General features: G+C 65.2%; 15 protein-coding genes. 5 read left to right on the forward strand and 10 right to left on the reverse strand.

Going from position 1 to position 15,135, the window contains the following annotated elements:
• The first annotated feature begins 59 nt into the window (after positions 1-59).
• Positions 60-2,927: an aconitate hydratase gene (locus V9K97_RS07080; RefSeq protein ID WP_337317212.1), complete on the forward strand. Its 2,868-nt coding sequence runs from the start codon at positions 60-62 to the stop codon at positions 2,925-2,927.
• A gap of 18 nt (positions 2,928-2,945) precedes the next feature.
• Here the strand turns inward: V9K97_RS07080 and V9K97_RS07085 are convergent, their stop codons facing one another.
• The 4 genes from V9K97_RS07085 to V9K97_RS07100 are packed head-to-tail and all read right to left on the reverse strand — an operon-like array spanning position 2,946 to position 5,995.
• Positions 2,946-3,530 carry a type IV secretory system conjugative DNA transfer family protein gene (locus V9K97_RS07085; protein WP_337317213.1) on the reverse strand — a complete coding sequence of 195 codons (585 nt, stop codon included), beginning with the start codon at positions 3,528-3,530 and terminating at the stop codon, positions 2,946-2,948.
• 7 nt (positions 3,531-3,537) lie between these two features.
• On the reverse strand, positions 3,538-4,629 hold the full coding sequence (locus V9K97_RS07090; RefSeq protein ID WP_337317214.1) for a TrbG/VirB9 family P-type conjugative transfer protein: 1,092 nt from the start codon (positions 4,627-4,629) through the stop codon (positions 3,538-3,540).
• Positions 4,626-5,600: a virB8 family protein gene (locus tag V9K97_RS07095; protein WP_337317216.1), complete on the reverse strand. Its 975-nt coding sequence runs from the start codon at positions 5,598-5,600 to the stop codon at positions 4,626-4,628. Before V9K97_RS07095 ends, V9K97_RS07090 begins: the two co-directional genes overlap by 4 nt.
• Positions 5,600-5,995: a TcpQ domain-containing protein gene (locus V9K97_RS07100; RefSeq protein ID WP_337317217.1), complete on the reverse strand. Its 396-nt coding sequence runs from the start codon at positions 5,993-5,995 to the stop codon at positions 5,600-5,602. The genes V9K97_RS07095 and V9K97_RS07100 overlap by 1 nt, the downstream gene beginning before the upstream one ends.
• Before the next feature lie 379 nt (positions 5,996-6,374).
• Between V9K97_RS07100 and V9K97_RS07105 the strand changes: the two genes are divergently transcribed.
• From V9K97_RS07105 to V9K97_RS07120, 4 genes are read left to right on the forward strand one after another with little or no spacing between them, the layout of a single operon-like run.
• A complete protein-coding gene (locus V9K97_RS07105) occupies positions 6,375-6,686 on the forward strand; it encodes a FeoA family protein (RefSeq protein ID WP_337295530.1) in 312 nt (103 codons plus the stop codon).
• Complete coding sequence (gene feoB / locus V9K97_RS07110; protein ID WP_337317218.1) at positions 6,679-8,574, forward strand: ferrous iron transporter B; 1,896 nt, start codon at positions 6,679-6,681, stop codon at positions 8,572-8,574. Before V9K97_RS07105 ends, feoB begins: the two co-directional genes overlap by 8 nt.
• Positions 8,575-8,602: 28 nt before the next feature.
• A complete protein-coding gene (locus V9K97_RS07115) occupies positions 8,603-8,890 on the forward strand; it encodes a DUF6587 family protein (RefSeq protein ID WP_337317220.1) in 288 nt (95 codons plus the stop codon).
• Positions 8,891-8,896: 6 nt separating this feature from the next.
• Positions 8,897-10,081 (forward strand): FAD-dependent monooxygenase, encoded by a 1,185-nt coding sequence (locus tag V9K97_RS07120; RefSeq protein WP_337317221.1) that lies wholly within the window; start codon positions 8,897-8,899, stop codon positions 10,079-10,081.
• Positions 10,082-10,104: 23 nt separating this feature from the next.
• Here the strand turns inward: V9K97_RS07120 and V9K97_RS07125 are convergent, their stop codons facing one another.
• The 6 genes from V9K97_RS07125 to V9K97_RS07150 all read right to left on the reverse strand — a co-directional run bounded on the left by V9K97_RS07125 (position 10,105) and on the right by V9K97_RS07150 (position 15,128).
• Complete coding sequence (locus V9K97_RS07125) at positions 10,105-11,355, reverse strand: SMI1/KNR4 family protein (RefSeq protein ID WP_337317223.1); 1,251 nt, start codon at positions 11,353-11,355, stop codon at positions 10,105-10,107.
• A 95-nt stretch (positions 11,356-11,450) separates the two neighbouring features.
• Positions 11,451-12,287: a tryptophan 2,3-dioxygenase gene (kynA, locus tag V9K97_RS07130; RefSeq protein ID WP_337317224.1), complete on the reverse strand. Its 837-nt coding sequence runs from the start codon at positions 12,285-12,287 to the stop codon at positions 11,451-11,453.
• A 16-nt stretch (positions 12,288-12,303) separates the two neighbouring features.
• Positions 12,304-12,789 carry a hypothetical protein gene (locus tag V9K97_RS07135; RefSeq protein WP_337295525.1) on the reverse strand — a complete coding sequence of 162 codons (486 nt, stop codon included), beginning with the start codon at positions 12,787-12,789 and terminating at the stop codon, positions 12,304-12,306.
• Positions 12,790-12,802: 13 nt separating this feature from the next.
• Positions 12,803-14,080: a kynureninase gene (gene kynU, locus V9K97_RS07140; RefSeq protein WP_337317226.1), complete on the reverse strand. Its 1,278-nt coding sequence runs from the start codon at positions 14,078-14,080 to the stop codon at positions 12,803-12,805.
• 11 nt (positions 14,081-14,091) lie between these two features.
• Complete coding sequence (gene kynB, locus V9K97_RS07145; protein ID WP_337317227.1) at positions 14,092-14,745, reverse strand: arylformamidase; 654 nt, start codon at positions 14,743-14,745, stop codon at positions 14,092-14,094.
• 74 nt (positions 14,746-14,819) lie between these two features.
• Positions 14,820-15,128: a YkgJ family cysteine cluster protein gene (locus V9K97_RS07150; protein ID WP_337295523.1), complete on the reverse strand. Its 309-nt coding sequence runs from the start codon at positions 15,126-15,128 to the stop codon at positions 14,820-14,822.
• Positions 15,129-15,135 lie beyond the last annotated feature (7 nt).

The following is a 15,135-nucleotide window of genomic DNA, read 5'->3' on the forward strand; positions in this document are numbered from 1 at the left end:
CGATCCCTGCTATCTTTGAGGTGCTTCCACGAACAGATCGAACCAACAGGAGTTCCTCAATGGCCAAAGCACCGGCGCACGCCTTTGCGTCCACCCTCAAGACCTTCAAGACCCCGTCCGGCGCATCCGGCAAATACTGGTCCCTGAAGGAGCTGGCCAAGCAGTATCCCTCCGTGAACCGGCTGCCGGTGTCGATCCGCATCGTGCTCGAGTCGGTGCTGCGCAACTGCGACGGGCAGAAGGTCTCGCCCAAGCATGTCGAAGAACTGGCGCACTGGGCGCCCAATGCAGACCGCGTCGATGAAATTCCCTTCGTCGTGACCCGCGTGGTGCTGCAAGACTTTACCGGCGTGCCGCTCCTGGCCGACTTGGCTGCCATGCGCAGCGTGGCTGCCAAGCTCGGCAAGTCGCCCAAGACCATCGAGCCGCTGGTGCCGGTCGACCTGGTGGTCGATCACTCGGTGATGGTCGACTACTACGGCACGCCGAAGGCGCTCGACCTCAACATGAAGCTGGAGTTCCAGCGTAACAACGAGCGCTACCAATTCATGAAGTGGGGCATGCAGGCCTTCGACACCTTCCGCGTGGTGCCGCCGGGCTTCGGCATCGTGCACCAGGTCAATCTTGAATACTTTGCGCGCGGTGTCTACAAGAGCTCGAGCGACAACGCCGAGGTGCCGGTGTACTACCCCGATTCGCTGGTCGGTACCGACAGCCACACGACCATGATCAACGGCGTTGGCGTGGTCGGCTGGGGCGTGGGCGGCATCGAGGCCGAGGCCGCCATGCTGGGCCAGCCGGTCTACATGCTGACGCCCGACGTGGTGGGCTTCGAGCTCACGGGCAAGCTGCGCGAAGGCGTGACGGCCACCGATCTGGTGCTGTATGTCACCTCCATCCTGCGGGCCGAGAAGGTGGTGGGCAAGTTCGTCGAATTCTTCGGACCCGGCGCTGCGTCGATCGGCGTGCCCGACCGGGCGACGATCGGCAACATGGCGCCCGAGTACGGTGCCACCATGGGCTTCTTTCCGGTCGACGAGGCGACTGTCGCTTACTTCGAAGGCACCGGCCGCACCAAGGAAGAGGTCGAGCGCTTCGAGGCCTACTACAGGGCGCAGGGCCTCTTCGGCATGCCGGCGCCTGGCGACATCGATTACACCAAGATCGTCAAGCTCGACCTGGGCACCGTGTCGCCGAGCCTCGCAGGTCCGAAGCGGCCGCAAGACCGCATCGACCTGGGCCACCTGTCGACCAAGTTCTCTGAACTCTTCAGCAAGCCCAACGACGCCAACGGCTTCAACCAGCCGGCCGAGCGGCTCAAGCTGCGTTATCCGCTGACCACGAGCGGCCAGGGCGACGACAACGAAGCCGCGCCGCCGCCGCCCGGCGCACCGCGCGAACTGGTCGAAATGGTGGCCAACCGGTCGACCAAGGCCGCTGCCCATGTGAACGCCACGGCACCGGCGGCGCCCAAGGGCGGCGTGACCATCGGCAACGGCGACGTGCTGATCGCGGCCATTACCTCGTGCACCAACACCTCCAACCCGAGCGTGATGCTCGCGGCCGGCCTGCTGGCCAAAAAGGCGGTGGAGGCGGGCCTCACGGTCAAGCCGCACGTCAAGACCTCGCTGGCGCCCGGTTCCCGCATCGTCACCGAATACCTCGAAAAAGCGGGGCTGCTGCCGTATCTAGAAAAGCTCGGCTTCTACCTGGCCGGCTACGGTTGCACGACCTGCATCGGCAACGCGGGCGACCTCACGCCGGAGATCAACGACGCGATCATCAAGAACGACCTGGTCGGCGCCGCAGTGCTTTCGGGCAACCGCAACTTCGAGGCGCGCATCCATCCGAACCTGAAGGCCAACTTCCTTGCCTCGCCGCCGCTGGTGGTGGCTTTTGCAATTGCCGGCAACGTGATGGTCGACCTGATGACCGAGCCGGTGGGCAAGGGCAAGAACGGCAAGGACGTGTACCTGGGCGACATCTGGCCCACGCCGAAGGAAATCGACGAGAACCTGCGCTACGCGATGAATGCCAAGTCGTTTCGCGCCAACTACGACAAGGTCAAGACCGACCCCGGCAAGTTCTGGAGCAGCATCCAGGGCACCACGGGGCAGGTCTACGACTGGCCCACCTCGACCTACATTGCCGAGCCGCCGTTCTTCGCCGACTTCAAGATGCAGCCGCATGCATCGGACGCGGGCTTCAAGGGCGCGCGCATCATGGCGCTTTTCGGCGACTCGATCACCACCGACCACATCTCGCCAGCCGGCTCCATCAAGGAAAGCTCGCCCGCTGGCATCTGGCTCAAGGCGAACGGCGTGGCCAAGGCCGACTTCAACAGCTACGGCTCGCGCCGCGGCAACCACGACGTGATGATGCGCGGCACGTTTGCCAACGTGCGCATCAAAAACCTGATGATTCCGCCGGACATCAATGGCACGCAGGAAGAGGGCGGCGTCACGCTGTTCCAGCCTGGCAACCAGAAGATGTTCATCTACGACGCCGCCATGAAGTACATGGAGCAGGGCATCCCCACAGTGGTCTTCGGCGGCGAGGAATACGGCACCGGCTCATCGCGCGACTGGGCCGCCAAGGGCACGCAGCTCCTGGGCATCAAGGCCGTGGTGGCGCGCAGCTTCGAGCGCATTCACCGCGCCAACCTGGTCGGCATGGGCGTGCTGCCGCTGCAGTTCCGCGGCGCCGATTCATGGCAGACGCTGGGCCTGACGGGCGACGAGAAAATCGACGTGGTAATTGGCGGCGAACTCAAGCCGCAGATGGACGTGAAGCTGGTCGTGCATCGTGCCGACGGCTCCCACCAGGAAGTGACAGTGCGCCTTCGCATCGACACGCCGATCGAGGTGGACTACTACAAGCACGGCGGTATCCTGCCCTTTGTGCTGCGGCAGTTGCTCAACGACTGATGGCGCAGGGCGTCGGCTTCAGATCGACAAGGCAGGAATCGGCACCTTTTCTTTCAGCCGCTGCGTGAAGTAGCGGTCCTGGTAGTAGCGGATCTTGTCGCACTTGACCGGATGCGGAATGCCCTCGTAGAGGAAGACCTCCGTATCCGGCCCCATGGCCTTGAGCTCCTGCGGCAGCATCAAGGCGCGGCGCTCTTCCGATTCGCTGCGGCTGGTTTCTCTTCCCCGGCTGACGTTTTCTTTCTTGACCGTGGTGTAGCCCAGCATGTCGGAGTAGTCGTTGGCGTCCTGCTGCTCGCGCGGCGCATAGATGATCTGCAAGGCATGGTTCGTGATCAGGGTGCGCGCCACCTCCTTGCCATAGGTGGCGTCCAGCTGAGCCATGCTCTGGATGATGGGCAATAGCCGCATGTTGTAGCCCGCCATGTAGCTCACCGCATTGGCGATGATGTTCACCTTGCCGATGCTGGTGAACTCGTCCATCAGCAGCAGGCACTGGTGCTTGAAGTACATGGCGAGCAACATGCATCCGCCCGCACCCAGAAAGAAGGGCACGTAGGGCACGCCCATGAACATGGGCGGACGGGTGCAGCCGCGGAACATTGCGTTCTTATGCATAGTGGGCCAGCGACTGCACGATGCCGGCGAGTTGGGTCAGCGGGTCGGTCGCGATGCTTGCCGAGCAGCCGCTGCCGCCGCCGACCTTGGAGCTGTCGCCAAGGAAGAGTTTGGCAATCTGGGTGGCCGCGCCGATCAGCAGGGCGCCGATGAAGACTGGAGCAACGTCGCTGATGCGCTTGTGGGCGAATGCAATCTGGTAGCCCGAGAAAATGATGGCGATGGTGACCACCACGATGGATACGGCGTTAAGCACGCCGACGATGGTTTTGACCATCTTGCAGGCGGTGTCCCCGAGTCCGCCGTCTGCCGACCCTGACGTCTGAGCTATGGCCAGGCAAGGCAGGACGACCAGCGCGGCAATGGCGAGATCGCGCAGCGTGCGCGCGTGCGCGCTGCGGGCGGTGGTGTTCACTACGGAGTCCTCGTCGCGCTCCTTCTGGCGCATGTAGACCGTCGGAAAGTTGCCCGTCGGGAACTGCTTGAGGTCGCTCAGCTTGATATAGGTGAAACGGCTGTCGTCGTAGACGTTGACCGGAACCAGCCAGGCAGCGCCGGCGCTGCTGGTGGAAAAGTCATACTCGAAGTTGTAGCTCCGGTCCTTGAGCAGCGCCGTATTGAGCGCGGGGGCCTCGGCGACGCTCTTGGCTTCCTTGCCGAAGGTCATGTCGGCGGGATAGGTGAACTTGATCCGGTACTGGACGCCCGCATTGCGCGCCTGCTCCAGGGTGCGCCAGTCGGTGGCCACGACCTTGAGTTCGAAGATGTACGAATTGGTCGCGGTGCGGATCATCATGTTGGTGTCCACGTCGACGTTCTTCGGCTTCAGGTAGAAGACGTTGTCGCGGCGGCTGAGATCCCATCCGCTGCTGAAGCCCGTGCTGTAGTCGAGGATTTTTTCTTCGGGGCTCAATTCGATCTGGGTGCTGATGCCCAGGCCGGCACGCACGGGGTAGATGCGGTCGGGCTGGTACTCGTACATCTGTACGGTTTGCGCAAAGGCGCACGGCATGGCGCTGGCGACTACCGCGCACGCCGCGGCCATCAGCGCCCGTCGGCGGCGGTTGGACTGTTGTGATTTCATCGGCGACGCGTTCCCTGATTGGCACCTGTCGGCGCGATGGCTGGAGCGGTGGGCGCGGGAGCGCCTGGTACCCCGAAGCCGGGTGGAGGAGGAGTGGTCGGCATAGCGGTTTGCGCAGGCGGAGCCACTGCTTGCGCACTGCCTGCCGCGCCGGCAAGGGCATCGGTGCCCGGCGGGAGCGCCGCGCCGGGCATGGCGGGCATGCTTTCGGCGGGCTTGGGATTGCTCAGGACTTCTTCGGGCGGTGACGACGCGTAATCGGTATCGACGCGATAGTCGGTAACCTGGAAGCCGAGCGGGTTTTCGATTCGCTGCTGCTCGTCCATCGTGAGGTTCGACTTGTAGGTGAACGCCATCGTCACGATCTTGCTGTCCAGAGGCGCCGAGGAGCCGTTCTGCTTGTTGTAGACGTTGCGCTGGAAGCGCACCGTGGCGCCCTTGGGAACTTCACCGCCTCCGCCGCCGATCAGGGTGATGCTCAGGATGCGGACCCGAATGGCTTTGTCCTTGCCGTAGAGCGTGTACGGATTGGCGGGATTTCCCGACGAATACAGGTTGGTGTAGCCGCCGGAGACGTTGCCGGACGACATGGTCAGCACCGTGGTCCAGTCGCGCAAATTCGTGATCGCCAGGTCGTAGGATTCGCGGGCCAGTACGAAGTGGGCAACGTTGCTGCGATTGATCGCTTCGCTCGTGGTGATGCGTTGCAATGCGACGTCGTCCGTCAGGCGCGCGGCGGTGCTGGTGCCCGTGTACGCATCGGCGATGACCAAGTACGGCACTTTCTCTTTCAGTGGCAGCACGTAGAAGTAGCCGCCCAGCAGCACGAGCGACATGACCACCGCAGAGCCCGCAACCCACCAGGCGCGCCGCTCGCTGCGTCGCGCGATGTCCGCAACAGTGAGTTCGAAGTCGACCGATTGACCGATGGCTTCGTCGACGTTCGAAGCCGACGCTTTGTTCTTGAACATCAGCGCGGCTCGGGTGCAGCCGGCGCAGCAGCGCCTGTGGCCTGAACCAGGATTTGCTTGCCGTCCGCCGAAACGGATACGCCCTGCTGAGCGTAGATGGCGCTCAGCTCACCCATGGCAGATTGAAGGTCGTTGGTGCGAACCTTCGCTACGGGTTGGTGAAGGGTGAAGTCGGAACCTATCTGATAGGACAACTGCAGGCCGTTGTCCGACGCCCAGCGCTTCAGCATGGTCCTGAGCGTCGCGTCCATGGGCGAGGCGTAGAACGTATAGGCGGGCGAGAGCGGGATTTCGGTAGCCGCACTCTGGAACCGGTTGACCGGTGTCCAGGAGCCACCATATTCCTTGGGTGCGGGCGCACCGCACCCGACGAGCGTGGCGGCCAGAATGAACAAGGCCGTAGCCGCCGATAGGCGGTTTGTAGCGCGCACACGGGCGCCCCACGCAATAGCTTGCGTTTGGTTAAACACTGCGACTCCCTGAAGTCTTTTTTATGTCCGCCGATCTTAGGTAGATCAGGCGGTCGTGCCGTGCTGCGCTGTGCAGGAGTGCACGAATTGAACGCAATCAGACCGCATATCGTTAACACTTCGGAGCGCTGGCTTCTTCGCCGACAGCACGGGGTTCCTCGTTCTCGCGGATTCGGCGGAGCAGAGGCTTCAGGGGCGCAATTCGTCGACCTCGGGCGGGCAGGGATGGCCCACCGGGACCAGGGATGAGTCCGTTTCAATGATAATTGTTCTCATTGCTGATGATGAACGAGCTCCAACCCGCATGACCATCCCTCTTTCCGTGGCCGCCGCCCCTGCCCATGCTTCTATCCGTCTGGACGAATTACCCAGCCATCAGTGGGCAACGGTATTGGACGTCGCGCGGTCGGCCGACGCCGAAGGGCAAGAATTGGCACTGCGCCTGACCGAAATCGGCTTCGTGCCGGGCGAAGCGGTGCGCATCGTCGCTATCGGCCGTCCGGGTCGCGAGCCGCTCGCCGTCCGGCTGGGCCACACCACCTTCGCGTTGCGCCGCCACGAGGCCGCGCTGATCCATGTGGCACCGGGCCTGCCGGAGGGCGCAAACCATGGTTGAGGCGGTCATCCAGGGGCCGGGGCGCCTTGCCGCCACGGCCCAGCCCTCCCGCGTCGCGCTGCTCGGCAATCCCAACTGCGGCAAGACCGCGCTTTTCAACCTGCTTACCGGCAGCCGTCAAAAGGTTGCCAACTACGCCGGCGTTACCGTCGAGCGCAAGGAAGGCACGCTTCGCACCGCATCGGGCCGGCGCGTGTTCGTGCTCGACCTGCCGGGCGCCTACAGCCTGAACGCGCTCAGCGCCGACGAGGCCGTGACGCGCGACGTGGTCACCGGCAAGAGCAGCGAGCCCTTGCCCGACCTGCTGGTGTGCGTGACCGACGCCACCAACCTGCGGCTCAACCTGCGGCTGGTGCTCGAGGCCAAGCGCCTCGGCTTGCCGATGGTGGTGGCGCTCAACATGACGGACATGGCGAAGAAGCAGGGCATTGCCATCGACACGGCCGTGCTCTCGCGCGAACTGGGCGTGCCGGTCATCGAGACCGTAGGCGTGCACTCCGGCGGCGCGCAAGGCCTGCTCGAAGCCCTGGATTCGCCGGTGGCCGCCGCCGCGCCGCAGCCCTGGCAGGCGCCGGGGCTGGACGACGTGCTTGCCACGCAGCGCGAAGTGCGCCGCATCCTCGGCCTTGCCGTGCGCGAGCCGATGGGAAGCTTGGCCACCAGCGACCGCATCGACCGGGTGGTGATGCATCCCGTGTGGGGCATGCTGGTGCTCGCGGTCACCATGTTCCTGATGTTCCAGGCCGTGTTCAGCTGGGCCAATGTGCCAATGGACGCGATCAAGGCCGCGACCGAAGGACTTGGCGAGCTGTTGAAGACCCGCATGCCCGAAGGCATGCTGCAAAGCCTGCTGGTCGACGGCGTCATTGCCGGCGTGGGCGGCGTGGTCGTCTTCCTGCCGCAGATCCTGATCCTGTTCTTGTTCATCCTGGCGCTGGAAGATTCAGGCTACCTGCCGCGTGCCGCGTTCCTGCTCGACCGGGTGATGGGCACCGTGGGGCTCTCGGGCCGCTCGTTCATCCCGCTGCTTTCGAGCTTTGCCTGCGCCATTCCGGGCGTGATGGCGACGCGCACCATCAGCAACTGGCGCGACCGCATCACCACCATCATGATTGCGCCGCTCATGACCTGTTCGGCGCGCCTGCCGGTCTATGCGCTGCTGATTGCGGCCTTCATTCCGGCGCGCACCGTGGGCGGCGTGTTCAACCTGCAGGGCGTGGTGCTGTTCGCGCTGTATGTCTTCGGCATCGTCTCGGCAATGGCAGTGGCCTGGGTGATGAAGCGCTTCCGCGACAACAAGCAGCATTCGCCGCTCCTGATGGAACTGCCGGCCTATCGCTGGCCCAACCTGCGCAACCTGGCGCTGGGCCTCTACGAGCGGGCATGGATCTTCATCCAGCGCGTGGGCACGATCATCCTCACGCTCACCATCCTCCTGTGGTTCCTGTCGACCTTTCCTTCGCCGCCCGAAGGCGCCACGGGGCCGGCCATTCAGTACAGCCTGGCCGGCATGATCGGGCGCGGCCTGGAGCACATCTTCGCGCCCATCGGCTTCAACTGGCAGATCTCCATTGCCCTGGTGCCGGGCATGGCGGCGCGCGAAGTGGCGGTGGGCGCACTCGGCACGGTGTATGCACTCTCGGCCAGCGGCGACGACGTGGCAGGCCAGCTCGAGCCGCTGATCGCGGGCAGCTGGTCGCTCGCGACGGCGCTGTCGTTGCTGGTCTGGTACGTGTTTGCACCGCAGTGCATCTCGACCCTGGCGGCCGTGAAGCGCGAAACCGGTTCTTGGCGTTATGTGTGGATCATGGCGGGCTATCTCTTCGCGCTCGCCTACGCGGCCTGCTTCATTACCTACCGCGTTGCAGTGGCGCTCGGGGCAGGTTAAAACCTGCAGTGAAAGGTCTGGAAAAGATATGGCACAGCAACTGATCGTCGGTTTGATCGTCGCCGCTGCCGCGTTCTACGCGGTGTGGCGCTGGATGCCCGCGGGCTGGAGGCGCAGCGCCGCCCGCAAGCTCGCGGCCGGGACGCACCGCGCAGGCCTTGTCGATCAGGAACGCGCCGACCAGTTGGCGGCTTCGCTCGCCAAGACCTCGGGCTGCGGCTCTTGCGACAGCTGTGGCAGTTGCGGCCCAAAGGTCACCGACAGGAAAAACGCCGAAGAAGCCGGCCGCGGCCCGCTGTCCACGCACAGCCGCTGAAGGCCGATGCCCGCTCACATCCTCGTCGCCGGGGGCGGCATCGGGGGGCTCGCTACTGCGCTGGCGCTGTCCCGCGGTGGCCATCGCGTCGATATCTTCGAACAGGCGGCCGTGTTCGCCGAAGTCGGCGCCGGCATCCAGATCGGTCCCAATGTCACGCGGCGCCTCCGGCAGCTGGGCTTGGACAAGAGCCTCGATGCCATCGCTGCGCGTCCGGACGCGCTGGTGGTGCAGAGCGCCGGCAGCGGTGCCGAACTGGCCTGTCTGCCGTTGGGCGATGCCATGCACCAGCGCTATGGCGCTCCCTACCTCTGCGTACATCGCGCCGACCTGCATTCGATGCTGCTCGATGCCGTGCGATCGCAAGGCACGGGCACCCTGGTAACCGATGCCCGCATTGCGCAGGTCGAGATGAGCGACGACCTCGTCTGCGTATCGAGCAGTGGCGCGCGCGCCTGGGAGGGCGAGGCGCTGGTTGGCGCCGACGGCCTCTGGAGCGTGGTGCGGCAGCGGCTCGAATCTCCCTCGGCCGCCGAGCCGGCCCGCATCACGGGCCACACGGCCTGGCGCGGGATGGTCGCCCAGGCTGAACTGCCGCAGGCGCTGCGCCGTCGCCGCATCGATGTATGGCTCGGGCCGCGCCTGCATGTGGTGGCCTACCCTGTGCGCGGCGGCGACTGGCTCAATGTGGTGGTGATTGCCGAATCCGCCCCGGCAGGCGATGCGCGCGACTGGGACCAAGCCAGCAGCCTTGTGGCGCTGCAGCAGGCCACCGGCCGCAGCGGCCGCGCCCTGCAAGCCTTGCTCGAAGCAATGCCCAACTGGCGCGCTTGGACCCTCTGCGACCGTGCGCCGCTGACCTCTGCGGCGGACATGGCACACGAGCGCATCGCGCTGGTCGGCGATGCCGCGCATCCGATGGTGCCTTACCTCGCGCAGGGCGCGGGCATGGCCATCGAAGACGCCGTATCGATGGCCGAGGCGCTCGGCGACGGCGGGGCGGCCGACGTGCCGGCCGCCTTTGCCCGCTATGCCGAGGCTCGCTGGCAGCGCAATGCCATGGTGCAGGCAAGGGCGCGGCGCAACGGGCAAGTCTTTCATGCCACCGGACCCATGCGCCTGGGCCGCGACCTTGCCTTGCGCACGCTGGGTGCGCGGCTGCTGGACCAGCCCTGGCTGTACGGAGGCTGAAAGGCCGCTGCGCCCCGGGGCTCTCAGAGCCTGAATGTCTGCAGGTGTTCGATCCGTTCGGCCAACCCCTCGGGGCCGAGATAGTGACCCTGAGAACCGTCGCGCACCTCGAGCAGCGTGGCCTCTAGTTCCGCCAGCATCGCATCGCGCTCGGCGGCGAAGGCGGGCGCCACGTCGATACCGGCCTGCGTGCACGCATCTGCGATCAGGTGTGCGCTTGCGGGCGCGCCGCAGGCCGCGCACTTGACGATGGCGGCCACGTTCGGTTCTGCCCCGTTCGCGAGCAGCGCATGCGTGAGCTCGGGTGAAATCTGGCCGTCGATGTTGCGCAAGGCGTCGCGTGCCACGGGAGCCCCCGCGCGGACCAGCGCCATTGCCGCGGCAAAGGCGCCGTTGCCTATTGCAACGTCCGTGGCCAACGCGCTTCCCTGCTGCGGCCCGTCGAAGCTCAAGCCCGCGGCGGCGAGCTCGGCCACCAGGTCCGCGTCGTCGCTGGCAATGGCATGGTGCAGCGCCGCGCGCGCAGTGGCCGGCAGCCGGCGCAGCGTTCCGTTGGCCAGCGGTGTGCGCCAGTCGATCACCGCGCGGCAATAAAAGCTCACCAGCTTGTCCATCAGGTCGAGGTCCAGGCCGTGGTCCTGGTGCCGATCGTCGAGGTACTGGAGCAGTGCCTGGCCGGAAAAATAATCGCCAGTGGGTGCCAGCGGGTCTTCGTCGAGATGCAGTGCCCCAAAGGCGCTGTACAGGTCGGGCGCGATGGTGCTCACGCCGTCTTCATGCAGGGCATGCGTCCAGGCCGGCGGCAGCCCGTGCTTCCACGCGGTGATGTGGCCGTGCTCGGGTCCGGGCTCGACCACCGCATAAACCCGGTCCAGGTACTCGAAGCCGCCGAAGGGCAGGTGCGTGAGCTTGCCGCTCCAGTCGCGGCCATCTTCTTCGGCTGCCTCTTCGGCCAGCTCCTGCTCATGCTCGATCCAGCCCTGCAGATCGCGATAGCCGTCGCTGCCGTTCCAGAACAGCTCCGACCAGCTGACGGATTCGATGTTGCCGTTCATTGGCAGCGACAGGTCGTAGTCGAGGCGGCCGCCCGCCGTTTGTCGCCACAGTTCGAGCAACGGCTCGGGAACCGGGCCCGCGCACAGCGCCTGGACGGCGGCTATCTGCTGCTCAGGCATCGGTGGCTGCGCGTCGAAGATCACGCGGTCCGCGAACAGGACCACGCCATGTTCGCGCAGGGTAGCAAGCTCTTCGACCGAGAACTGGACATCTTTCATTGGCAGTGCCTCCGTTGATGCCAATGTAGCGCTTTGTGCAAATGGAGCAAGCACTTGCAAGCACTTGCATGGTGGCCCGCGCATGCGGCCCCGCATCAAAGGTCTGTACGCAGCTTCCAGATCTCGGGAAACAGCACCACGTCGAGCATCTTGCGCAGGTAGCTCACGCCGCCCGTGCCGCCCGTGCCGCGCTTGAAGCCGATCACACGCTCGACCGTGGTCACGTGGCGAAAGCGCCAGAGCCGGAAAGCGTCTTCGAGGTCGGTGAGCTTTTCGCCGAGCTGGTACAGGTCCCAGTGGTCGTGCGGATTTCTGTACACCGTGAGCCACGCGGCCTCGACGCCATCGCTCACTTCATAAGGCTGCGTCCAATCGCGCTCCAGATGATCGGCGGGCACCGCAAGGCCGCGGCGCGCCAGCAGCTTCAGCGACTCGTCGTAGAGCGAAGGCGAGCGGTAGGCTTCTTCGACCTGCGCCAGCAGATCGGCCCGGTGCGCATGCGGCTTGAGCATGGCGGCGTTCTTGTTGCCGAGCGCAAACTCGATGCAGCGGTACTGCGCGCTTTGAAAGCCGCTCGAGTTGGCCAGGTAGGGCCGCATGGCGGTGTACTCGGGCGGCGTCATGGTCGAGAGCACGGTCCATGCGCTCACCAGCTGTTCCATGATGCGGCTCACGCGGGCCAGCATCTTGAAAGCGTCGGCCAGTTTTTCTTGCGCGATGCAGGAGGTGGCGGCGCGCAGCTCATGCAGCATGAGCTTCATCCAGAGCTCGCTGGTCTGGTGCTGCACGATGAAGAGCATTTCGTCGTGCGCGGGCGAGAGCGGGTGCTGCGCGTTGAGGATCTGGTCGAGATGCAGGTAGTCGCCGTAGCTCATCGACGCGCTGAAATCCAGCTGCGCTTTTTCTTCGTGAACGATTTTTTCGGTGCTCATGATGCTTGCTGCCGGGTCATCGCCAGACCACTGCGGTGTAGGAAGGGCGGCCCGGTACCGAATCTTTTGCGGGATAGACGAAACGCACGACGTCGTTCTTGCGCTTGAACTCCTGGTAAGTCTCGCCGCCCGGAATGCGGCCCTTTTCGGCTGGCGCGTAGCCCGCGGCGCGCACCTCCTTCACCAGCCGCTCGAAGGCGGCCTTATCGGTCAGCGAGAGCTGGATGTTGTTTTCGCCGGCTCGGCTTTCCGCGTAGGTGGACTTCATGAAGCGGATCGTGTGGTCGTCGACCACCTTGTCGTATTCGATCATGCTGACCTCGGGGGTCACCGTCTTGTCGGCGTAGGAAAAACCTTGGCCCTTGACCTGTTGGCGGAACGCATCGGGCGTGAGGGCCACGAAAGCCTTGAGTTGGTCAAGCGTGTAGCTCGCCTGCTGTGCGAAGGCCGGTGCGGCCAGCATCAGGAGCGAGGCGAAGAGGGTGATCAATTTGTGTTTCATGGGTACGTGCTGCTCAGGTCACTGCATTCTTGCGATTGAATTCTTCGCGCTTCCACTCGCCTGCCTCCAGCACCTGCACCAGGTGCTCGACGGAGTTCCACACATCCTCGAAGCCCAGGTACAGCGGCGTGAAACCGAAGCGCAGGATGTCGGGCATCTGCGAATCGCCTGCGCGGTAGTCACCGATCACGCCGCGCGCAATCAGCGCCTGCACGATGGCGTAGGCGCCTTCATCGCGGCTCAGGCACACCTGCGAGCCGCGGCGCGCATGGTCGCGCGGCGTGACTAGCGAAAGGCCTTGCCCTGCACAGCGCTCTTCGACCAGCGCGATGAAAAGATCGGTGAGCGCAAGCGATTTGGCGCGCAGGGCCGCCATACCGCCCTTGCCGCCATCGAACGCCTCGGCCGCCAGCACCGTATCGAGCCCGCATTCGAGCCCCGCCAGCGCGATGATCGGTTGCGTGCCGCAGAGGTAGCGGCCCACGCCCGGCGCAGGCCGGTAGTGCGGCGTGAATTCGAAAGGCGCCGCATGGCCCCACCAGCCAGACAGCGGCTGCTCGAACTTGCCCGCATGCCGCGTGTGAACCCACACGAATGCCGGTGCACCGGGGCCGCCGTTCAGGTACTTGTAGCCGCAGCCAATGGCGTAGTCGGCATTGCTTTCGTTCAGCGCAACCGGCACCGCGCCTGCGCTGTGCGCGAGGTCCCACACCGTGAGCGCGCCGGCGGCGTGCGCGGCGGCAGTGATGGCCTTCATGTCGTGCATGGCGCCGGTGCGGTAGTTCACGTGCGTGAGCATCAGCACGGCCACGTCATCGGTCAGCACCGCGGGCAACTCGTCCGCGTCGATCAGCTTGAGCGTGAAGCCGCGCTCGCGGCACAGGGATTCGGCGATGTAGAGGTCGGTCGGAAAGTTGCTGCGTTCGCTGACCACCAGTTTGCGGCCGCTGTTCTTTTGCTGCGAGAGTGCCGCGAAGAGCACCTTGTAGAGATTGACCGAGGTGCTGTCGGTGCACACCACTTCGCCCGGTGCGGCGCCGATCAGCCGGGCCACCTTGTCGCCGAGGCGCTGAGGCAGGTCGAACCAGCTGGCCGTGTTCCACGAGCGGATCAGGCCCTGGCCCCATTCCTCGGCGACCACTTCGGCAATGCGTGCCGGCGCGGCCTTGGGCAGTACGCCGAGCGAGTTGCCATCGAGGTAGATCACGCCCGGCGGCAGGGTGAATTGGTCGCGCAGCGAGCGCAGCGGGTCTTGCGCGTCGAGCGCGCGGCAGTCTTCAAGGGTCGTCATTGGGCGGGGGTTCAGCGTGGAAGGTCGCGCAGCACGGCGCGAACGGGAGATGCGTCGGCGCTGACCAGCTTGAGCGGCAGCGCAATGAGTTCGTAGTCGCCCTCGGGTACATCGTCGAGCACAAGGTTTTCGAGCACGCGCAGGTTGAGGCGGCGAATGCGCTGGTGGCTTTCCAACGTCTTGCTGTCGGCCGGGTCGATGCTGGCTGTGTCGATGCCGATGAGCTTGACGCCCATGGCCGCAAGGCGCTCGACCGTGGCGGGCGCATAGGCCGCGAGCTGCGGATCCCACTGGGCGACGGGCATGGCGGCATAGGTGCGCACCAGCACGCGGGGCGGCAGGTCGCTCGCGATCGCATGCGCAATGTGCTCCCACTCGATGAGTGGGCCCTTGGCAATCGCGTGGATCACGCGGCAAGGGCCGAGGAAGGGCGTGAGATCGACGTGGCCGATGGTCTGGCCTTCGGGGTCGTAATGCAGGGGCGCATCCGCATGCGCACCCACGTGCGGCGAAAGCTTGATTTCGCTGACGTTCACCGGGCACCCCGGCGAGATGGTTGCGGCCCAGCGCTGTTGGTAGGGCGTGTCGCCGGGGAACACCGGCGTGCCTTCATGCACGGGCGGCGAGATGTCCCAGATGCGGGGTTGAGGTTGCAAAGAACGCATGGCGCAAAGTTAGCGCCGGGAGCGGGGTCGTGGTGTCGGTTATTTCCAACACACAACGTGACGAGATGATCGGCTCAGGAGGGCAGGGCTGGCAGCCCGTGCCTTGCGCGTGCGCGCTCGCAGGCGTCGCTACCGGCCTGCAGTTCATGGCACGGATTGGGCCGCCATTCGTAGATGCCGCAGGCCACCGAGTGGCCGATCTTGCCGGTCAGCGCGGCGCAGCGCATGGGCGTGTGGTCGGTGCCGCGCATGCGGCAGAGGGCGTCGTTCACTTCGACGGCAAGGCCCGAGGGCACCTTGCCACCGTTGTCGTCGAGTTCGTGGACGCTGAAGTCGACGCGGTAGCTGGCGCAGCAGGCGCCGCATTGCTGGCAATGAGACACGCGGCCG

It is taken from the genome of Variovorax sp. CCNWLW186 (assembly GCF_037203865.1).
Classification (GTDB): Bacteria; Pseudomonadota; Gammaproteobacteria; order Burkholderiales; family Burkholderiaceae_C; genus Variovorax.